This is a genomic window from Streptomyces beigongshangae (genome assembly GCF_019710745.1).
Lineage (GTDB): Bacteria > Actinomycetota > Actinomycetes > Streptomycetales > Streptomycetaceae > Streptomyces > Streptomyces beigongshangae.
This window is the reverse complement of the sequence record NZ_JAHKJW010000030.1, coordinates 79,005-100,047: the sequence shown is the minus strand read 5'-3', so window position 1 is coordinate 100,047 and position 21,043 is coordinate 79,005. Positions and strand designations below refer to the sequence as shown.

Genomic DNA, 21,043 nt, shown 5'->3' with positions numbered 1-21,043 from the left:
CTCCCGGGGCGCCCGGTACGCCGGGTGCGCGGCCGGCCGGTCCGGCTCCGGCGTCCGGGCCCGGCGCGCCGGGTGCTCCGGCCGGCGGGTACGTGCCGACGCAGCTCGTCTCACAGCTCGGTCCCGACGGACCGGAGGGCCCCGCGGGTCCGGGCGGCCCCGGCGCGCCCGACTCTCCCGGCGGTACGCCCGCCGGTGGTGTCCACCATGCGGCGACCATGCTCGCCGGCCCCCCGGTCGGCGGCCCCGGCGTTCCGCAGCCGCCGGGCGCTCCGGGTGCTCCGGGTGCTCCGAAGGCTCCCGGTGCCCCGGGTGCCCCCGGTGTTCCGGGCGGTACGCCGCCCGGTGGGGTGCACCACGCGGCGACCATGCTCGCCGGTCCCGCCGTCGGCGGTCCGGGTGTGCCCCCGCCCCCTCCGCCGCCCCCGCCCGCCCTCGGCGGTCCGGGCATGCCTCCCGGGGCTCCCGGTATGCCGCCGCCCGCCCCGCACCTGCCCGGCCGGCACCCGTTTCCGGGGCAGCAGCCCTTCCCGGGGCAGCCGGTGCCCGGTCAGCAGCCCCCCGCGTACGGCTACCCGCAGCAGGCGCAGCCCACGGTCGGCCCCGGCTACCAGGCCGTGCTGCGCTACCGCGCCCAGGACGGCAGCGAGCAGCAGCTGATCCGGCGGTCGGCGCCGGGCACCCCGCACCCGGAGTGGCAGATCCTGCACGAGCTGCGGGCGATGAACGTGCCGCCGCAGCAGGTGCTGGAGCTGCACACGGAGCTGGAGTCCTGCGAGCTGCCCGGCGCGTACTGCGCGCGGATGATCCGGGAGAGCTGGCCGCAGGCGCGGATCACGAGCATCGCCCCGTACGGCACCGACCACGCGAGCCGTCAGCAGGGCATGGCGCAGCTCCTGGCCCATCAGGGCGAGTTGCACCAGGTCGCGGACGGTCCCGCGCGACCGGGACCCGTACGGGCGCCGCTGCCGCCGGTGCAGTCCGCGCCGCCGATCCCGCCGGAGGCGATCGGGCAGGAGCTGGCGGCGGCCTTCGGGCCCGGTCTGTTCCGGTTCGACCAGGCGGCGGTGTCCCGGCAGGGCGTGCCGCCGATCGTGGCGCACACCCTGGTGGTGGCCGGTCTGCCCATCGACATGAACCCGTTCTTCTGGGCGCAGGCCCAGCCGGGCCGGCCGGTGCCGACGCTCGCCGAGCTGGCGCAGGAGCGGGGGGTGCGGCCGGGTGCGGACGCGGGCTCGTACCTTGTCATGGGCAGTGACTTCGGCAAGGCGATCTGTGTCCAGTACGGGACGGCGAACATCGTGGCCGTGCCCGTGGAGGCGGGGCCCGGCGGTGCTCCCGTACCGCCGCAGTTCGTGAACACGGGGCTGCCCGAGTTCACGCGCAGCCTCGCGCTGCTGGGCCGTATGTGGCGGTTGCGCTTCGGCCTCAACCAGGAGCAGGCGGGGCGCTGGACCGTCGACTTCCAGGCGCAGCTGGCCGCGCTCGACCCGGCGGCCCTCGGGTCGCCGGAGAGCTGGTGGTCGGTGCTGCTGGAGCAGATGTGGGACGGCCNCGGAAGTGTTCATAACGCGACACTCCGCGGGTCCCACCGGGCGGGCGACCGGCCGGGGGACGGGCCGAGAGAGGACCGGGGAGACGGAAGAGGGGCGGGATCCGGTCGGCCGACCGGATCCCGCCCCTCTTCCGTCTCCCCGGTCCTCTCTCGGCCCGTCCCCCGGCCGGTCGCCCGCCCGGTGGGACCCGCGGAGTGTCGCGTTATGAACACTTCCGCCTGATCTACCAGGATTGCGGCACATGCGGCACATGAGGCACATTACGGTGTGCGTCACAGGTCGTGGCCGCACGCCGGAGAGGGGACTTCGAGGATGAGCAGCGCACCGGTGCCGTCTCACGGCTTCGAGACCGTACGGGGGCGTGGTTACCGTCCCGGGCAGGTCGACGCGTACACCGCCGCGCTCTCGGCGGGGCGGGACGCTGCATGGGAACGGGCCGCGAGGCTGACCGTGCTGACCAAGGAGATGGAGGCCGAGGCGCTGCGGCTGCGCGAGGTCGTGGCATCGCTCACCCCGCAGACGTACGAGTTGCTGGGCGACCGGGCCCGGCAGCTCTTCGGGCTGGGCGAGGAGGAGGCCGGGGCGGTCCGCGAGGAGGCGCGGGACTGGGCGGCCCGGCTCGTGGCGGAGGCGGAGGCGGCGGCCGAGCGGGTGCGCGCGGCGGCGCGGGCGGACGCCGACGAGGTACGCGGCGAGGCCGACGAGGTGGCCGGGCAGCGGCTGCTCGCCGCCCGGACGGAGGCCGACGAGCTGCGGGTCGCCGCGCGGCGTGAGGCGAAGGAGACCCGCGGCGAGGCGCTGGCCATCCTGCGCGAGGTGCGGCTGCGCTGCGAGGCCCTGCTCGTCGAGCAGGAGAAGGAGCACACCGAGCGCTGGGAGAGGGCCGCGGGCGAGGTGGCCGAACGGGAGTCCGCGCTGGAGGCCCGTCACGCGGAACTCGTCGCGCGCGCCGAGGAGGGCCTGGCCCGGGCGGGGCGGGCCCTGACCAAGGCCGAGGAGTCCTCCCGCCACCTCCAGGAGGACGCGGAGGCCAGTGCCGCCGAGATCCTCGCCGAGGCGCGGGTCCGCGAGGAGCGCGTCGCCCGCGAGACGGAGCGGCTCCTGCGCGAACACGGCGAGCGGTGGGACGAGGTGCAGGCCCACATGGCGCATGTACGCAGCAGCCTCGCGGCGCTGACGGGCCGCGCACCGGCGGAGTGACCACCGACGGGGCGCCGACGGGAAGACGACGGGAAAACGGCGGGAACTGCGACCCGTCGGCTGATGTTTTCCGGACGACGGGCCGGAAACGATGCCGCTGCCGGAACTCCGGCGGCGGCATCCGGTCATTCCCCGGAAGGTTCCGGAAGTCCCTGGAAGGTTCCGAAGGATTCCGGTGGATATCAGCAAAGGGGACCGATGAGTGACGTACGCCGATCCGCGCCGCTCCGGCAGGTCGGATCGGCTCGGTTGCTGCTGTCCACGCTGGCGTTCGCGGGGCTGGTCGTCATGCTCGCGCTGTCGGAAGGGCTGACGTCCCACGGGAGGGGGAACCTGATGGCCCCGTGGCTCCTGGTCTGGGTGTGCGCGCTACCGGGCCCGACGTACGACGGCGGCGCGCGCAACGGAGTCCGGCTCACGACCGTCGCGGTGATGCTGTTCGTCGTCGTGGGACCGTTCGGCCGGGCTTTCGGCGCCGGGACGCCCGGGGAGCTCCTGGACGCCGCGCTGCGCATCGCGTTCGGGCTGCCGGTGATCGTCCTGCTGTTCCTGCCGGAGACCACCGCCTGGTTCGACCGGGAGAGGTGACGAAGGCCGTCGGGCCGGGTCCGGGGCCGGGTCCGGGGCCGGGGTCCGTGGTGCGTCGGTCGCCCGGGTTCTTCAGTCGCCCGGGTTCTTCAGGACCGGGAAGCGGCGCGGGGCCACGAACAGCAGGACCAGGAAGGCGGCCGCGGCCGCGCAGGCCGCGCCGAAGTAGACGGAGTGGACCGCCTCCGCGACCGCCCGGCGCACGTGCTCGGTGGGTGCGCCCGACTCCAGGGACGCGGTCACCGGGTCCAGGTCGCCCGTGCCGCCCAGCCGGGTGGCGAGCACCCCGTTGGCGACCGCGCCGAACAGCGCGGCACCGACCGTCTGGCCGGTCTGGCGGCAGAAGAGGACGGAGGCGGTGGCCGTGCCGCGCTCCGCCCAGCCGACGCTCGACTGGACGCCGATGAGCAGCGGGAGCTGGAAGAGCCCGAGGGCCGCGCCGAGGAGGAGCATCAGGAGGGTGGGCTGCCAGGCGTGGCCGGGGTACGGCAGGAAGGGGAAGGCCGACAGGAGCAGGGTGGCCGTGCCGATGCCGAGCATCGCCGTGTCGCGGAAGCCGATGCGGCGGTAGACGTGCTGGCTGAGGGCCGCCGAGACCGGCCAGCTCAGCGTCCAGACGGAGAGCACGAAGCCGGCGGCGACGGGGGCGAGGCCGAGCACCGACTGCGCGTACAGGGGCAGGAACACCGTCGGGGCGACCATGAGCAGGCCGAGGGCGCCGAGTGCGAGGTTCACGGCGGCGATGGTGCGGCGGCGCCAGACCCAGCCGGGGACGACCGGTTCGGCGGCCCGGCGTTCGACGAGGACGAGGACGGCGACGAGGACGAGTCCGGTGCAGAACAGGGCGATCGAGGGCGCCGACAGCCAGGGCCAGGCCACCCCGCCCTGCACCAGGGCCGTGAGGAGGGTGCCGCCGCAGGCGAAGACGGTGAGGGCGCCGGCCCAGTCGACGCGCGGCGGGCGCGCGGGGGCGGTCCGGTGGGGTTCGTGGAGGTGGCGGACCAGGAGCCGGAGGGCGACCGCGCCGAGCGGCAGGTTGACGAGGAAGATCCAGCGCCAGTCGGCGTAGGCCGCGAGCACCCCGCCGAGCGCCGGACCCGCGACCGCCGAGACAGCCCACACCGTGGACAACCTGGCCTGTATCTTCGGCCGTTGTTCGAGCGGGTAGAGGTCGGCGGCGAGCGTCTGGACCGTGCCCTGCAGGGCGCCGCCGCCGAGGCCCTGGACGACCCGGAACGCGATCAGCGCGGCCATGTTCCAGGCGAGGGCGCACAGCAGTGAGCCCACGAGGAAGAGGACGCAGCCGGCGATCAGCACCGGTTTGCGGCCGAAGGTGTCGGAGAGCTTGCCGTAGACGGGCAGGGTGACCGTCACGGCGAGCAGGTAGCCGGAGAACAGCCACGAGAAGACGGAGAAGCCGCCGAGGTCGCCGACGATCTGCGGGACCGCGGTCGACACGATCGTGGAGTCGAGCGCGGCCAGCCCCATGCAGAGCATGAGGGAGGCGACGACGGCCCGGCGGGTGCGGGCCCCGGCCCGCGCCGCCGCGGGTTCCTCCTCCGCCACCGCCGGTGTTCCGGTGTTCCCCTGGCCCACAGGATTCCTTCCCCTTGCACCTATCCGCCGGTGGCCACTGTCCCATTCGGGCCTCGTGTCGCGGGAGGGCGGGCGGCGGGTGGGCGGAAGGGAGGAGGCGTCCCTGAGAGGGACTCCGCCGCAGGGTGGAGAACCCCTAGGGGGACCTGGGTACTGAGGGTGGGGGAGGGTTCGTACCGCCGGAGGACGAGACGGGTCCGCCCGTTCCTTAACCTGGCTTTATGCCGCTGGGGGCGGGGCGCGGGGAGAAGCGGCGGGGGAGCCGTGGGAAGGACCGCCGGAAGGACCGCGGGAAGGGCCGCGGGAGAAACCGCACCTTGGGGGGTGGGGTTTTCCCCAGCAGAAGACTGCGCTGGGCACCAGCGCGGGGGACCGCCCAGCACCACCAGACTTGTCGCTGCAAGCACAGGGCGACCGCACGACGCCGCACACCGCCGTAGGACGACCGCACGGCGGCACCGCACAGCACCGCACGACGATCGCAGACCGTCACTGCCCGGCAGTGACCGACTTAGGAGACATACCGTGACATCGGCTGTAACCATTCCCAGGCACGGGGGCACTGGAGAGCGTACGGCCGTTGCCGCACGGGCGCGGCAGGTCGTGAAGGCGTACGGGTCGGGGGAGACCCGCGTCGTCGCCCTGGACCAGGTCGACGTGGACATCGCACGGGGCCGCTTCACCGCGATCATGGGTCCCTCCGGGTCCGGCAAGTCCACCCTGATGCACTGCCTCGCCGGCCTCGACACCGTCTCCGCCGGGAAGATCTACCTGGACGAGACCGAGATCACCGGGCTCAAGGACAAGAAGCTCACGCAGCTGCGCCGGGACCGGATCGGCTTCATCTTCCAGGCGTTCAACCTGCTGCCGACGCTGAACGCCCTGGAGAACATCACGCTGCCGATGGACATAGCGGGGCGCAAGCCGGACAAGGCGTGGCTGGCCCAGGTCGTGGAGACCGTCGGACTGTCCTCCCGGCTGAAGCACCGGCCGAACCAGCTCTCCGGCGGCCAGCAGCAGCGCGTCGCCGTGGCCCGTGCCCTGGCCGCGCGCCCCGAGATCATCTTCGGTGACGAGCCCACCGGCAACCTTGACTCCCGGGCCGGCGCCGAGGTGCTGGGCTTCCTGCGCCGCTCGGTCGACGAGCTCGGCCAGACCATCGTGATGGTGACCCACGACCCGGTCGCCGCCTCCTACGCGGACCGCGTGCTGTACCTGGCCGACGGGCGGATCGTCGACGAGATGCTCCGGCCGACGGCCGACGCCGTGCTCGACCGCATGAAGGACTTCGACGCCCGGGGGCGCACGTCATGACCGTCTTCAAGACCTCCAGGCGCAACTTCTTCGCGCACAAGGGACGCATGGCCCTGTCGGCCGTCGCGGTCATGCTGTCGGTGGCCTTCGTGTGCGGCACGCTCGTCTTCACCGACACGATGAACACGACGTTCGACAAGCTCTTCGCGACGACCTCGTCCGACGTCACGGTCACGCCCAAGGCGGCCGACACCAACGAGGACTCGCAGAACGGCACACCGGAGTCGCTGCCCGCCTCGCTCGTCGAGCGGGTGCAGAAGGTGGACGGCGTCGAGTCGGCCGAGGGCGCGGTCGCCGCGCTGAACGTGACCGTCGTCGACGACGAGAACGAGAACATGGGGTCCAGCACCGGGGCCCCGACGATCGCGGGCAACTGGACGAAGAACGACCTGCGTTCGATGGAGATCACCTCCGGGCACGCCCCGCGCGGGCCCACCGAGGTGATGGTCGACGCCGACACCGCGGACAAGCACGACCTGAAGATGGGTGACGAGCTGCGCACCATCGCCGTCACCGGTGACTTCAGGGCGAGGATCGTCGGCATCGCCACCTTCAAGGTCACCAACCCCGGTGCCGCCGTCGTCTACTACGACACCGCCACCGCGCAGCGCGAACTGCTCGGCGCCACCGGCCGGTTCACCCAGATCAACCTCGCGGCCGACGCCGGTGTGAGCCACACGCAGCTCAAGAAGGACGTCTCCGCGGCGCTCACGGGCTCGTCCGAGCCGGTCAAGGTCCAGACGCAGAAGGAACTCTCGGACGAGAGCCGCGAGGGCATCGGCGAGTTCATGAACGTCATCAAGTACGCCATGCTCGGCTTCGCCGGGATCGCCTTCCTCGTCGGCATCTTCCTGATCATCAACACCTTCTCGATGCTGGTCGCCCAGCGCACCCGCGAGATCGGCCTGATGCGGGCCATCGGCTCGTCCCGCAAGCAGGTCAACCGGTCCGTGCTCGTCGAGGCGCTGTTCCTCGGCGTCGTCGGCTCGGTCCTGGGGGTCGCCGCGGGCGTCGGCATCGCGGTCGGCCTGATGGAACTCATGTCGTCCATGGGGATGGACCTCTCCACGTCCGACCTGACGGTGAAGACGGCGACCCCCGTGGTCGGCCTGCTCCTCGGCATCGTCGTCACCGTCCTCGCCGCCTACCTGCCGGCCCGCCGCGCCGGCAAGGTCTCCCCGATGGCCGCGCTGCGCGACGCCGGTACGCCGGCCGACGGCAAGGCCGGCTGGATACGCGGGGGGATCGGCCTGGTCCTCACCGGCGCCGGTGCCGCCGCGCTCCTCACGGCGGCCGGCGCGGACAAGGCGAGCGACGGCTCGCTGATGCTGGGCGCCGGTGTGGTGCTCTCGCTGATCGGCTTCGTCGTCATCGGCCCGCTGCTCGCGGGCGGCGTGGTCCGGGCCCTCAGCGCGGTCCTGCTGCGCGCCTTCGGCCCCGTCGGACGCCTGGCCGAGCGGAACGCGCTGCGCAACCCGCGCCGTACGGGGGCCACCGGGGCGGCCCTGATGATCGGCCTCGCGCTGGTCGCCTGCCTGTCCGTGGTCGGCTCCTCGATGGTGGCCTCCGCGACGGACGAACTCGACAAGTCGGTCGGCACGGACTTCATCGTCCAGGGCAACCAGCGGATCGTGCCGCAGGCCCAGAAGGCCATCGAGGACACGCCGGGCCTGGAGCACGTCACCAGCTACAAGGTGGTCGAGGCGAAGCTGACCTCGCCCGACGGGAGGACCGAGGACAGCGACGTCACGGCCGCGGACCCGACGTACGCGGACGACCTGCGGCGCGAGACGATCGCCGGTGAGCTGTCGGCGGCGTACGGCAAGAACGCGATGTCGGTCGGTTCCGACTACGCGAAGAAGCACGGTGTGGAGCTCGGCGACACGCTGACCGTCGCCTTCAAGGGCGGGCAGACCGCGAAGCTGAAGGTCGCGGCGATCACCGACGACGACGTGGCCATCGACAAGGGCTCGCGCTACCTGAGCATCACCACGATGGAGCAGTACGTCCCGGCCGACCAGGTCCCGCCGAACGACATCATGTTCGCCACGGCGAAGGACGGCCAGGAGGCGGCGGCGTACACGGCCCTGAAGAAGGCCCTGGACCCGTACCCGCAGTACCAGGTCCGTGACCAGACCGACTACAAGCAGGAGCTCAAGGACCAGATCGGCCAGCTCCTGAACATGGTCTACGGCCTGCTGGCCCTCGCGATCATCGTGGCGGTCCTGGGCGTCGTGAACACCCTGGCCCTGTCGGTCGTCGAGCGGACCCGCGAGATCGGCCTGATGCGCGCCATCGGCCTCTCCCGCCGCCAGCTGCGCCGCATGATCCGTCTGGAGTCGGTCGTCATCGCCCTCTTCGGGGCGCTGCTCGGCCTCGGTCTGGGCATGGGCTGGGGCGCCACCGCCCAGCAACTCCTCGCCCTGGAGGGCCTGAAGGTCCTCGACATCCCCTGGCCGACGATCATCGGGGTCTTCGTCGGCTCGGCCTTCGTGGGGCTGTTCGCGGCGCTGGTGCCGGCGTTCAGGGCGGGCAGGATGAACGTCCTGAACGCCATCGCGACGGAGTAGCCGCCGCCGGCTCGGCGGGGTGGGGGCGGTCCGGTGCCGGACGAGTCGGGGGGCTCGTCCGGCACCGGGCCTTTTCCGGTCGTCCGCCGGGAACCGCGTGGCCGGGGGTTCGGGGGCGGAGCCCCTGAGGCGGTGGCGGGGAGGGGCTGTGTCCACAGGGGCGAGCAGGGTGGGGGCGGGCGTCGTACCCTGGACACCCCCGGCCCGTCAGACGTGTCGGGCGGCTCGTGTTGCCCACGGCCCTCGCCCCTGCCCCTGCCACCCGTACCTCTCACGATCCTCGGACGGAAAGCCCCTCCCATGAGCCTGCACGGTCTGCTCGACGCCGTCGTCAAGGACGCCGCACTCACCGAAGCGGTGAAGGCCGCCGGCGACGGCAACCGCATGCACGTCGACCTGGTCGGCCCGCCCGCCGCCAGGCCGTTCGCGGTGGCGGCCCTGGCCCGGGAGGCGGGGCGCACGGTGCTGGCGGTCACCGCCACCGGCCGCGAGGCCGAGGACCTGGCCGCGGCCCTGCGCTCGCTGCTGCCCTCCGACACCGTCGTGGAGTACCCCTCCTGGGAGACGCTGCCGCACGAGCGGCTCTCCCCCCGCAGCGACACCGTCGGCCGCCGGCTCGCCGTTCTGCGCAGGCTCTGCCACCCGCGCGCCGACGACCCGGAGACCGGCCCGGTCTCCGTCGTGGTCGCGCCCGTGCGCTCGGTCCTCCAGCCCCAGGTCAAGGGCCTGGGCGACCTGGAGCCGGTGGCCCTGCGCACCGGTCAGAGCGCCGACCTCGGCGACGTCGTGAAGGCCCTGTCGGCAGCCGCGTACGCGCGCGTGGAGCTGGTGGAGAAGCGCGGCGAGTTCGCCGTGCGCGGCGGCATCCTGGACGTCTTCCCGCCCACCGAGGAGCACCCGCTGCGCGTGGAGTTCTGGGGTGACGACGTCGAGGAGATCCGCTACTTCAAGGTCGCCGACCAGCGGTCCCTGGAGGTCGCCGGGCACGGGCTGTGGGCGCCGCCCTGCCGGGAGCTGCTCCTCACGGACGACGTGCGGGCCAGGGCGGCCCGGCTCGCCGAGGAACACCCCGAGCTGGGCGAACTGCTCGGCAGGATCGCCGAGGGCATCGCGGTCGAGGGCATGGAGTCCCTCGCGCCGGTCCTCGTCGACGACATGGAGCTGCTCGTCGACGTCCTGCCCGAGGGGTCGATGGCCGTCGTCTGCGACCCGGAGCGGGTGCGCACGCGCGCCGCGGACCTGGTGGCGACCTCGCAGGAGTTCCTTCAGGCGTCCTGGGCGGCCACGGCGGGCGGCGGCGGGGAGGCCCCCATCGATGTCGGCGCGGCGTCCCTGTGGTCCGTCGCGGACGTCCGGGAGCGGGCCCGCGAGCTGGACATGATGTGGTGGTCGGTGTCGCAGTTCGCGGCCGACGAGACGTTCACGTCCGCCGCCGACGCGGCGGGGGACGCGGACACGCTGAAGCTCGGGATGCACGCGCCCGAGAGCTACCGCGGCGACACCGCGAAGGCGCTCGCCGACACGAAGGGGTGGCTCGCGGACGGCTGGCGCACGGTGTTCGTCACCGAGGCGCACGGCCCGGCGGCCCGCACGGTCGAGGTGCTCGGCGGCGAGGGCGTCGCCGCCCGCCTGGAGTCGGAACTGCGCGAGCTGACCCCCGCGGTCGTACAGGTGTCCTGCGGCTCCATCGACCACGGGTTCGTCGACCCGGCGCTCCGGCTCGCCGTGCTCACCGAGACCGACCTCACCGGGCAGAAGGCCGCCGGCAAGGACGGCGCCCGGATGCCGGCCCGCCGCCGCAAGACCATCGACCCGCTGACCCTGGAGACGGGCGACTACATCGTCCACGAGCAGCACGGCGTCGGCCGCTACATCGAGATGGTCCAGCGGACCGTGCAGGGCGCGACCCGCGAGTACCTCGTCGTCGAGTACGCGCCCGCCAAGCGCGGCCAGCCCGGCGACCGGCTCTACATCCCCACCGACCAGCTGGAGCAGATCACCAAGTACGTGGGCGGCGAGGCCCCCACGATGCACCGGCTGGGCGGCGCCGACTGGACGAAGACCAAGGCGCGCGCCAAGAAGGCCGTCAAGGAGATCGCGGCGGACCTGATCAGGCTGTACTCGGCCCGGATGGCGGCCCCCGGGCACGCCTTCGGCGCCGACACGCCCTGGCAGCGCGAGCTGGAGGACGCGTTCCCGTACACCGAGACGCCCGACCAGCTCACGACCATCGCCGAGGTCAAGGACGACATGGAGAAGACGGTCCCGATGGACCGGCTGATCTGCGGCGACGTCGGCTACGGCAAGACGGAGATCGCGGTGCGCGCGGCCTTCAAGGCGGTCCAGGACGGCAAGCAGGTCGCCGTCCTGGTGCCCACCACGCTGCTGGTGCAGCAGCACTTCGGGACGTTCAGCGAGCGCTACTCGCAGTTCCCGGTCAGCGTGCGGGCCCTGTCGCGCTTCCAGTCCGACACCGAGGCGAAGGCGGTCCTGGAGGGCCTGCGGGAGGGCACGGTGGACGTGGTCATCGGCACCCACCGCCTCTTCTCCTCGGAGACGAAGTTCAAGGACCTGGGGCTCGTCATCGTCGACGAGGAGCAGCGGTTCGGCGTCGAGCACAAGGAGCAGCTGAAGAAGCTGCGCGCGAACGTGGACGTCCTGACCATGTCCGCCACCCCGATCCCGCGCACGCTGGAGATGGCGGTGACGGGTATCCGCGAGATGTCGACGATCACCACCCCGCCGGAGGAGCGGCACCCGGTCCTGACCTTCGTCGGCCCGTACGAGGTGAAGCAGATCGGCGCCGCGATCCGCAGGGAGCTGCTGCGGGAGGGCCAGGTCTTCTACATCCACAACCGGGTCGAGTCGATCGACCGGGCCGCGGCCAGGCTGCGCGAGATCGTGCCGGAGGCGCGGATCGCGACGGCCCACGGGCAGATGTCGGAACAGGCCCTGGAGAAGGTCGTCGTCGACTTCTGGGAGAAGAAGTTCGACGTGCTGGTCTCCACGACCATCGTGGAGTCGGGCATCGACATCTCGAACGCGAACACGCTGATCGTGGAGCGTGGCGACAACTTCGGCCTCTCCCAGCTGCACCAGCTGCGCGGCCGGGTGGGCCGCGGCCGCGAGCGGGGCTACGCGTACTTCCTGTACCCGCCGGAGAAGCCGCTCACCGAGACCGCCCACGAGCGCCTCGCGACCATCGCCCAGCACACGGAGATGGGCGCGGGCATGTACGTGGCGATGAAGGACCTGGAGATCCGCGGCGCCGGGAACCTGCTGGGCGGCGAGCAGTCGGGGCACATCGCCGGGGTCGGCTTCGACCTGTACGTACGCATGGTGGGCGAGGCGGTGGCGGACTACCGCGCCCAGATGGACGGCGGGGCGGACGAGGAGCCGCCGCTGGAGGTCAAGATCGAGCTGCCGGTCGACGCGCACGTCCCGTACGACTACGCGCCCGGCGAGCGGCTGCGGTTGCAGGCGTACCGCGCGATCGCCTCGGTCAACTCCGAGGAGGACATCAGGGCGGTGCGCGAGGAACTCGTCGACCGGTACGGCAAGCTGCCCGAACCGGTGGAGAACCTCCTGCTGGTGGCGGGGCTGCGGATGCTCGCACGGGCGTGCGGCGTCGGGGACGTCATGCTCCAGGGAACCAACATCCGCTTCGCGCCGGTGGAGCTGCGGGAGTCGCAGGAGCTGCGGCTGAAGCGCCTGTACCCGGGCAGTGTGATCAAGCCGTCCGTCCACCAGGTCCTGGTGCCGCGCCCCAAGACGGCGAAGGTCGGCGGAAAGCCGCTGGTCGGACGGGAGTTGCTGGGCTGGACGGGCGAGTTCCTGACGTCGGTCCTGGGATCCTGAGGCCGCGCGGGGGCGCGCACGAAGCGCCGTCCGAGCGGTTGGCCGGTGCCGCGGCCACCGGAGAGGTGTGCGGGGCGCGATGCGGGACAGCAGGTCTCCCGGGACCGGGCGGTCGCACGACCCCGGTCGCACCACCCCGGTCACGCCGGGGGGTGCGCCACGTACCCGCCGGAGCCCCTGTGCGTCCGGCCGCGGGCATGCCCCGCGGCCACCGCGCCAGTACGGTGAAGTGCGGGAAGACCGTCCGCCGGGGACGGAGCCCGGCAAGCGAGGAGAGGGAGCGCCCGTGACGTTCTGGACCAGGACCGCCGGTGTCGCGGCCCTGCTGCTCGCCGCGGCCGGCTGCACCGCGGAGACGACCGGTGGCACCGGAGCCCGGGAGACCGCGGGCGCGGGCGGAGCGGCCCTCACCGCCGTCGACTCGCTGACCGTCAAAGGCAGGGCGCCGAAGACGGGGTACGACCGGGACAAGTTCGGCAGCCCCTGGGCGGACACCGACTCGAACGGCTGCGACACCCGCGACGACATCCTCAAGCGGGACCTGAAGGACGTGGAGCTCGGCGACGGCGAGTGCGAGGTGACGTCGGGCAGGCTCGACCCCGACCCGTACACGGACAAGGACGTCACCTTCGTGCGCGGCGGCCGCAGCGAGGTCGACATAGACCACCTCGTCGCGCTGTCGGACGCCTGGCAGAAGGGTGCCGGGAAGTGGGACGCGAGCAAGCGGATAGCGCTGGCCAACGACCCGCTGAACCTCCTCGCCGTGGACGCCGGGCGCAACCGCAGCAAGGGCGACGGAGACACCGCGACCTGGCTCCCGCCGCACAAGGCGTACCGCTGCACGTACGTGGCCCGGCAGGTGGCCGTGAAGAAGAAGTACGAACTGTGGGTCACGGACGCGGAGAAGAGCGCGATGAAGAAGGTGCTGTCGTCCTGCCCCGGCCAGAAGCTCCCGACGGGCGGCACCCCGACCGAGGCCCCGGGCCGGTTCCGCGCGAACTGAGCGGACCGGATGGACCGGATGGACCGGGTGGACCGGGTGGCCTGAGCGGACTCGGTGGCCTGAGCGGACCGGGTGGGCTGAGCGGCTCGGGCGGATTGCCGGACGGCCCGGCCGAGCCCGGCCGGGCTCGGCCGGGGCCCGTGGGGTGGGCGCGGTGACCAGCACGACAACGGTTCGGTACAACCCTGGACCAGTTGCCCTGGTCGGCCTATACGCTCGGACTCCGCACGCGTACGTCCGTACGTCCGTACCTCCGTCCGCCCCATCAGGTCTCCAGGAGCAACCATGCACGGCCATGGCCCGGCGCAGCCGGTGAAGCCGCCACCTCCGACCGGGCAGCTGGTCTCCCTGCGCGCGCTCTTCGTGGTGATCTCCGTGTGCAGCTGCGGCCTGCTCGGCTGGACGATGATGCTGCGCCTGGCGCTGGTGACCCGCAAGTCGCTCGACTGGGGCCTGCTCGTGGCCACTCTCGCGGCCGAGACCCTCGGGTTCGTCCTGATCGGCACCGAGCCCGGCGACGAGATCCACACCCCGGGCGGCTGGACGGGTTTCACCCTGCTCCTCGGCTCCCTGCTCCCCGTGGTCCCGTACTACCTCGCGGCGGAGATCCGCCACTACCGCCGGCTGGACCGGGCGTACGCGGGACACCCGGCGCACCCGCAGCCCCCGGCGCAGGCGTACGGCTACCCGCAGCCGCCGTACGCCGCCGCGGCCGGCCCCCACACCCCGGTGCCGCCGATGACCCCGATACCCCGGCCCCAGCCCCCGCTCGCCGGTCCGGCGCCCACCCCGACGCCGGTCCCGCCGCCGCAGCGTCCCGCGCCCGCCCGTATCGACCAGGTGCGCGCCGAGCTCGACGAGCTGAGCGACTACCTCCGCAAGCACGAGGACGGCAGGTGACGGTGGCGGCGTCGGGACGTGTGATCACCGACCGCTACGAACTGTCCACGCTCATCGGCCAGGGCGGCATGGGCCAGGTGTGGACGGCGTACGACCAGCGCCTGGACCGGCGTGTCGCGGTCAAGCTGCTGCGGCCGGACAAGGTCGCGGGCCAGGAGGCCGACGAGCTGCGCCGCCGGTTCGCGCGCGAGTGCCGCGTCACCGCCCAGGTCGACCACCCCGGCCTGGTCACGGTCCACGACGCGGGCAGCGAGGGCGAGGAGCTGTTCCTCGTCATGCAGTACGTCGACGGGGCCGACCTCTCCGACCACCTCGCCGAGCACGACCCCTACCCCTGGCCGTGGGCCGTCTCGGTCGCCGCGCAACTGTGCGCCGTGCTCTCCGCGGTGCACGCCGTGCCGATCGTCCACCGCGACCTCAAGCCGCGCAACGTGATGATCAAGCAGGACGGCACGGTCACCGTCCTCGACCTCGGCGTCGCGTCGGTGATGGACACGGACACGACCCGTCTCACGCACACCGGCTCGCCCATCGGATCGCCCGCCTACATGGCCCCCGAGCAGGCGATGGGCGGCGCGGTCGGCCCGTACACCGATCTGTACGCGCTCGGTGTGCTGCTGCACGAACTGCTCAGCGGGGACGTGCCGTTCTCGGGCTCGACCGCCCTCGGCGTGCTGCACCGCCACCTCTACGAGCCGCCCGTGCCGGTCCGCCGGCTGCGCCCCGAGGTGCCCGAGGCGCTGGAGGCCCTCGTGCTGCGGCTGCTCGCCAAGGACCCGCAGCACCGCCCCGGCTCCGCCCAGGAGACGTACGAGCAGCTGCTGCCGCTGCTCCCCGCGCGCGGTGTCCCGAGCGGCGGGCCGCTCGATCCCACGCGCCCCTTCCTGCGCCCGCACGCCCCCTGGCCGGACCGCGCCCGTACGCCCGCGCCGCAGCCGCAGGCCGCGCCCGCCGTGGAGAAGCCGGACGTCGCGGGGGCGGTCGACGAGGTCAAACGGCTCCTCGGGGAGGGCCGCATCACCCAGGCCGTCGACATCCTCGGCCAGATCCTGCCGGCCGCCGCCGCTCAGCACGGCGAGCACTCGCCGGTCGTGCGCACCCTGCGCAAGCAGTACGCGGCCACACTGATGGACGACGGCCAGTACCGCCGCGCCCTGCCCGAACTGCGCCGCCTCGCCGGCGAACGGGCCACCGAGGCCGGGCAGGCCGACCCGCAGTCCCTGCGCTTCCGCTACGAGGCCGCCCAGTGCCTGGAACAGCTCGGCGAGCCGGCCGCCGCGCTCGCCGAGTACCGCGCGCTGCTGCCGTACTACGAGAACCAGTACGTCGCCCAGGACGCCGAACTCTCCTTCGAGGTGCGGCGCCGCATCGGGCACCTGCTCCTCGCCCTCGGGGACCGGGCCGCAGCCCACGACACACTGGCCCGGCTCCGGTACGACGCCGAACGGCTGCGGGGTCCCGGTCACCCGCTGGTCGCCGAGATCGGCCGGACCCTCCAGTGGCTGGGCCAGGTCCGCGGCTGAACCGCGCACCTGCGAGGCGGCTGAACCGCGTACCCGCGAGGCGGTCGAACCGCCTACCCGCGGGGCGGTGCCCGAAGTCCCGGGGAATCGTTGGGTCGAATGGGTGGCCGGGAGCCGGTCCCCTGCCTACCATCGATCACCGCAAGACTTTGTGCACCGCCGCACAAGCTCCCACAGGAGGTCTTCCTTGCACCGCCGCCGTCGCACCGCGCTCCTCCTCTCCGCCGCCCTCCTCACCGCGGCCCCCCTCCTCACCGCTTGCGGCGACGACGCGCATCCCGGTGCCGCGGCCGTCGTCGGTGACGACCGCATCACGGTCTCCCAGCTGGAGAACCGGGTGAACGAGGTACGGACCGCGCAGCGGGCCGCCACCACCGGCGAGGCGCAGTACGAACAGGCCATCGCCAAGACCGGCGGCCTCACCCGCGACACGCTGCACGGCATGGTCCTGGACCGCGTACTGCACCGGGCCGCCCGGGACGCGGGCGTGAGCGTCACCCGCAAGGAGGTCCAGGAGGCACGGGCGGGCCTGGAACGGCAGGCGGGCGACGCGAAGGCGCTGGAAGTGACCTGGCTCCAGCAGTACGGGGTGCCGCCGGAGCGGCTCGACGCCAACCTCCGCGTCCAGATCGAGGCCCAGAAGCTCGCCACCGCGCTCGGCACGGACACCGGGCAGCCGGCTTTCTGGAAGGCGCTGTCCGAGGCGTCGAAGAAGCTGGACGTCGACCTGAACCCCCGCTACGGCACCTGGGACGTGGAGAAGAGCAGCCGCGTCGACGCCAAGCTGCCGTGGCTGCGCGAGGTGACGCGGGCGGGGAGCCAGGAAACGGCGTGACGCCCGGCCGGTGCCCCCGATGGTTCGTGACCTCCGTGTCGGTGGCGTGGGTTACGTTCGGGGAGTGAACGCATCCAGCCCCGGGCGCATCGTCCTGCTCACCACCAGCCACCGTGTCGCGCCCGGCCTCCTGTCCTGGCCCGCCTGGCAGGCGCTGCACGGCGCCGACCGCGTCCTGTGCGCGGACGGCGCCCACCCCCAGCTGCCGTACCTGCGCGAGGCGGGCGTCCGGGTCGACGAGGCGTCGCCCGGTGCCCAGGAGCTGGTCGACGCCTGCGCCGGCGGGCGCACGGTCACCGTCGTCGCCACGGGGGAGGGCGAACCGCGCCTCACCGACGGCCTGTCCCGGCTGGCCGGCACCGGGCGGGTGCGGATGCCCGAGCTCGAACTGCTCCCCGCCTCGTACGACCTGCCGGGCGCCCGCCTCCTCGACCTCGTCCAGGTCATGGACCGCATCCGCCTCGAATGCCCCTGGTCGTCGCAGCAGACCCACAAGGGCCTCGCCAAGTACGGCCTGGAGGAGGCGTACGAACTGGTCGAGGCCATCGAGGAGGGCGACCGGCAGGAGCTGCGCGAGGAGCTCGGCGACGTACTGCTCCAGGTCGTCTTCCACGCCCGGATCGCCGAGGAGGGCAGCCCGGAGGACGGGTCGGAGCCCTTCTCCGTCGACGACGTGGCGGCCGGCATCGTCACCAAGCTGATCCACCGCCACCCGCACGTGTTCGGCGACGAGAGCGCCTCCACCCCCGAGGAGGTCGCGGAGCACTGGCTGCGCACCAAGGCGGAGGAGAAGCGCCGGACGTCCGTCACGGAGGGCGTCCCGCTCGGCCAGCCCGCCCTCGCGCTCGCCGCCAAGCTGGCGTCCCGCGCGCGCACGGCGGGCCTGGAGACGCCCCTGCCGCGGGGCGAGGGCGTCGGCTACGAACTGCTGGCGCTGGCGGTACGAGCCGAGGCACAGGGCGTGGACCCGGAAGCGGCACTGCGGGCGGCCGCCCGGGCCTACCGCGACGCGATACGGACGAGCGAGCCCCACCCGGCCGACGGCGCCTGACCGGCCACCGGGGCGTGGCCGGTGGACGGAACCCGACCGGCCACCGGAGCCCGACCGGCCACCGGCGCCCGACCGGCCACCGGCGCCTGATCGGTCGTCAGGGACCGGCCGGTTGCCGAGGTTCGGCCGGGACCCGGTTGTGCCGGGGACCCGCCACGAGATGGCGCCGCACGTCGCCGGAGACGGACCGCGTCGCCGTGGACCCGGTCCGGACGGGAGGGGACGGACCGGAGGGACGGGCTAGCCGTCCGCCGGGGCGTCCCGGGGGCCGGGGCAGGCCGGTGTGCCGTGCCAGTGCGGGCGGGGCCGCTGGAGGAGCCATTCGCCCGGGCCCAGCGTCCTGGCCTGGTCCTGGCCGGTCGGCGGGAGGTCGTCGCGGAACACCCGCGCCGGATCGCTGCCGAGGCCGGGGAGCACCCCGGTGACCTCCCGGACCAGCCCGGGCGGCCCCGCCAGGTAGACGTCGTGGCGCGCCCACTTCGCGCGACTGCCCAGAGCCGTCAGCAGCCGTTCGGTGGCCTGGAGCTTGGGACGGCCGGGCGCGGGCGTGATCACGGTGACGTCCAGCCGCGGCAACCGGGTGCGCAGTCCGTCGAGCGCGGCCCGGTCGTAGAGGTAGGCGATGTCGCGGGCCACGACGAACAGCCGCGCCTCGTCGTAGGGGCCGGGCTCGGCCGCCAGCTGTTCGAGCAGTGACTTCACGGGCGCCCAGCCGGTACCGGCCGCGATGAACGTGAGGGGCCGCTCCACCGGCGTGCGGAGGGTGAGCCGGCCGCCGGCCGGGCCGAGCCGCAGGACGTCGCCCGCCCGGGTGCGCCGGACGAGCTCGGGGGACAGGACGCCGTCCGCCACGAGACTGACGTGCAGGTCGAGGGTGCCGTCGGCGCGCGGCGCGTTGCCGACGGAGTACGGCCGCCAGACGCCCGGCAGCCGCGGGGTGCTGACGCTCACGTGCTGGCCCGGGACGTGCGGAAGACGCCGGTGCGGGCGGACCGTGAGCACGGCGAGGTCGCCGTGCCCGGCACGGCCGACGACCTCGGCGTCCCACCAGGACGGCTCGCCCTCGCTCTCCGCCCGCCCCGCGCCGTCCAGCATGGCCTCGGCGATCACCCCGTACGCCTCGTCCCACGCCTTCTCCACCTCCGCGCTCCACGCCGATCCCGACACGGCGGCGAACGCGGCGATCAGACTGCCCCCCACGGCCGTGTAGTGCTCGGGCCGGGCCAGGTACTTCCGGTGGTCGCGCCCCAGGTCCCGGAGGTAGTCGTGCAGCCCCGGCCCCTCCAGGCGGGCGATGACGAGCGCCAGGGCGGCGAACAGCCGGTCCCGCTGGCGCTCCTTGTCCTCCGGGGAGTCCCGGGGGAAGAGGGCGCGGACATCGGGGTGGTGCCAGAAGAGGTGTGAGTAGAAGTACTTGAGCGCGAACTCGGCCCGCCTTTCGACGACCGCGAAACTGGTCCTGAGCAGTTCGGGATCCACGGGCGCGAATGTAGGGAGACTCGACGCCGCACAGTCAAGCAGCGGTCCATTTCCGGACAGTCCGTGTCGAACGACCCGTGCCGGGAGAGTTCGCCAACGAAACGGAAGGGTGACCTCCGCCCCGCCGGGGAGCGGCCGGACGCCGGGCGGGTCCGCACCGCCCCTCCCGATACCGTCGAGGAGTGACCGAAACGCCTGCACAGCCGCCCGCGGGGCACCCCGCCCCCGAACTCTTCACCTGGGAGTTCGCAACCGATCCCTACCCGGCGTACGCCTGGCTCCGTGAACACGCTCCCGTGCATCGGGCGACATTGCCCAGCGGGGTGGAGGCGTGGCTGGTCACCCGTTACGCGGACGCCAGACAGGCCCTCGCCGACCCCCGGCTGAGCAAGAACCCCGCCCATCACGACGAGCCCGCGCACGCCAGGGGGAAGACCGGCATCCCGGGGGAGCGCAAGGCCGAGCTGATGACGCACCTGCTCAACATCGACCCGCCGGACCACACCCGGCTGCGCCGGCTCGTCAGCAAGGCGTTCACGCCCCGCCGCGTGGCCGAGTTCGCGCCCCGGGTGCAGGAGCTGACGGACCGGCTGCTCGACGGCTTCGCGGAGAAGGGGGAGGCCGACCTCATCCACGAGTTCGCCTTCCCGCTCCCCATCTACGCCATCTGCGACCTCCTCGGCGTCCCGCGCGAGGACCAGGACGACTTCCGCGACTGGGCCGGGATGATGATCCGGCACGGGGGAGGGCCCAGGGGCGGGGTCGCCCGGTCGGTGAAGAGGATGCGCGCCTACCTCGCCGAGCTCATCCACCGCAAGCGCGAGGAGCTCACGGACGTGCCCGCTCCGGGCGAGGACCTCATCTCCGGCCTCATCCGGGCCTCCGACCACGGCGAGCACCTCACCGAGAACGAGGCCGCGGCGATGGCCTTCATCCTCCTGTTCGCCGGTTTCGAGACGACCGTGAACCTCATCGGCAACGGCACCTACGCCCTGCTCACCCACCCGGGGCAGCGGCGGCGGCTGCAGGACTCCCTCGTGGCCGGCCGCACCGACCTGCTGGACACCGGCCTGGAGGAACTGCTCCGCTACGACGGGCCCGTGGAACTGGCCACCTGGCGGTTCGCCACCGAACCGCTGAGCGTCGGCGGACAGGACGTCGCCCCCGGCGATCCCGTGCTCGTCGTGCTCGCGGCGGCCGACCGCGACCCGGAGCGGTTCCGGGAACCGGACACCCTCGATCTCTCCCGGCGTGACAATCAGCACCTCGGGTACGGCCACGGCATCCACTACTGCCTCGGCGCGCCCCTCGCCCGTCTGGAGGGCCGGACCGCGCTCGCCACACTGCTCACCCGACTTCCTGACCTGCGACTCATGGGGGAATCGGCTGATTTGCGGTGGCGTGGGGGTCTCATCATGCGGGGATTGCGCACGCTTCCGGTGGAGTTCACCCCGGTCGCGAAGTCTGGAACCCCGTAGCAGCGACCGTGACGGAAAGTGACATTCCGTCAACTCTGTGATCTTCACGTTATCTGCGCTGCACCGACTTGTGACAAGAGTTCGAGTGCGGA

General features: G+C 73.0%; 13 protein-coding genes and 1 pseudogene. 12 read left to right on the top strand and 2 right to left on the bottom strand.

Translation table 11 applies throughout. The features are described 5' to 3' along the window. The 3 genes and pseudogenes from KM933_RS23340 to KM933_RS23330 all read left to right on the top strand — a co-directional run. A pseudogene (locus KM933_RS23340) lies at positions 1-1,553 on the top strand (SUKH-4 family immunity protein); the annotation flags it as partial. 315 nt (positions 1,554-1,868) lie between these two features. Continuing rightward, complete coding sequence (locus KM933_RS23335) at positions 1,869-2,756, top strand: coiled-coil domain-containing protein (protein ID WP_221355269.1); 888 nt, start codon at positions 1,869-1,871, stop codon at positions 2,754-2,756. Positions 2,757-2,954: 198 nt separating this feature from the next. After that, positions 2,955-3,344: a hypothetical protein gene (locus tag KM933_RS23330; protein WP_221355268.1), complete on the top strand. Its 390-nt coding sequence runs from the start codon at positions 2,955-2,957 to the stop codon at positions 3,342-3,344. Between the two features lie 72 nt (positions 3,345-3,416). On the opposite strand, the gene KM933_RS23325 is transcribed toward KM933_RS23330, so the two are convergent. Further along, positions 3,417-4,910 (bottom strand): MFS transporter, encoded by a 1,494-nt coding sequence (locus tag KM933_RS23325; protein ID WP_308013515.1) that lies wholly within the window; start codon positions 4,908-4,910, stop codon positions 3,417-3,419. A 555-nt stretch (positions 4,911-5,465) separates the two neighbouring features. Between KM933_RS23325 and KM933_RS23320 the strand changes: the two genes are divergently transcribed. The 8 genes from KM933_RS23320 (at position 5,466) to KM933_RS23285 (ending at position 17,994) form a co-directional block, all read left to right on the top strand. Further along, on the top strand, positions 5,466-6,254 hold the full coding sequence (locus KM933_RS23320; protein WP_221355266.1) for an ABC transporter ATP-binding protein: 789 nt from the start codon (positions 5,466-5,468) through the stop codon (positions 6,252-6,254). Continuing rightward, positions 6,251-8,824 (top strand): ABC transporter permease, encoded by a 2,574-nt coding sequence (locus KM933_RS23315; RefSeq protein WP_221355264.1) that lies wholly within the window; start codon positions 6,251-6,253, stop codon positions 8,822-8,824. The genes KM933_RS23320 and KM933_RS23315 overlap by 4 nt, the downstream gene beginning before the upstream one ends. A 300-nt stretch (positions 8,825-9,124) precedes the next feature. Beyond that, positions 9,125-12,682: a transcription-repair coupling factor gene (gene mfd, locus KM933_RS23310; RefSeq protein ID WP_221355262.1), complete on the top strand. Its 3,558-nt coding sequence runs from the start codon at positions 9,125-9,127 to the stop codon at positions 12,680-12,682. A gap of 286 nt (positions 12,683-12,968) precedes the next feature. After that, entirely contained in the window at positions 12,969-13,685 is a 717-nt protein-coding gene (locus tag KM933_RS23305; protein WP_221355260.1) for an HNH endonuclease family protein, read from the top strand. Between the two features lie 285 nt (positions 13,686-13,970). Further along, a complete protein-coding gene (locus KM933_RS23300; protein ID WP_221355258.1) occupies positions 13,971-14,585 on the top strand; it encodes a hypothetical protein in 615 nt (204 codons plus the stop codon). A 41-nt stretch (positions 14,586-14,626) separates the two neighbouring features. Then, the gene (locus tag KM933_RS23295) at positions 14,627-16,108 is read left to right on the top strand and encodes a serine/threonine-protein kinase (protein WP_260334051.1); all 1,482 of its coding nucleotides are present in this window, start codon (positions 14,627-14,629) and stop codon (positions 16,106-16,108) included. Between the two features lie 187 nt (positions 16,109-16,295). Continuing rightward, a complete protein-coding gene (locus KM933_RS23290; protein WP_221355254.1) occupies positions 16,296-16,943 on the top strand; it encodes a SurA N-terminal domain-containing protein in 648 nt (215 codons plus the stop codon). A 19-nt stretch (positions 16,944-16,962) separates the two neighbouring features. Then, on the top strand, positions 16,963-17,994 hold the full coding sequence (locus KM933_RS23285; RefSeq protein WP_221355252.1) for a nucleoside triphosphate pyrophosphohydrolase: 1,032 nt from the start codon (positions 16,963-16,965) through the stop codon (positions 17,992-17,994). Between the two features lie 240 nt (positions 17,995-18,234). On the opposite strand, the gene KM933_RS23280 is transcribed toward KM933_RS23285, so the two are convergent. Next, on the bottom strand, positions 18,235-19,473 hold the full coding sequence (locus KM933_RS23280; RefSeq protein ID WP_221355250.1) for a globin domain-containing protein: 1,239 nt from the start codon (positions 19,471-19,473) through the stop codon (positions 18,235-18,237). 182 nt (positions 19,474-19,655) lie between these two features. Here KM933_RS23280 and KM933_RS23275 point away from each other — a divergent pair, with 182 nt between their 5' ends. Then, the gene (locus KM933_RS23275; RefSeq protein WP_221355248.1) at positions 19,656-20,951 is read left to right on the top strand and encodes a cytochrome P450 family protein; all 1,296 of its coding nucleotides are present in this window, start codon (positions 19,656-19,658) and stop codon (positions 20,949-20,951) included. The last annotated feature ends 92 nt before the right edge of the window (positions 20,952-21,043 follow it).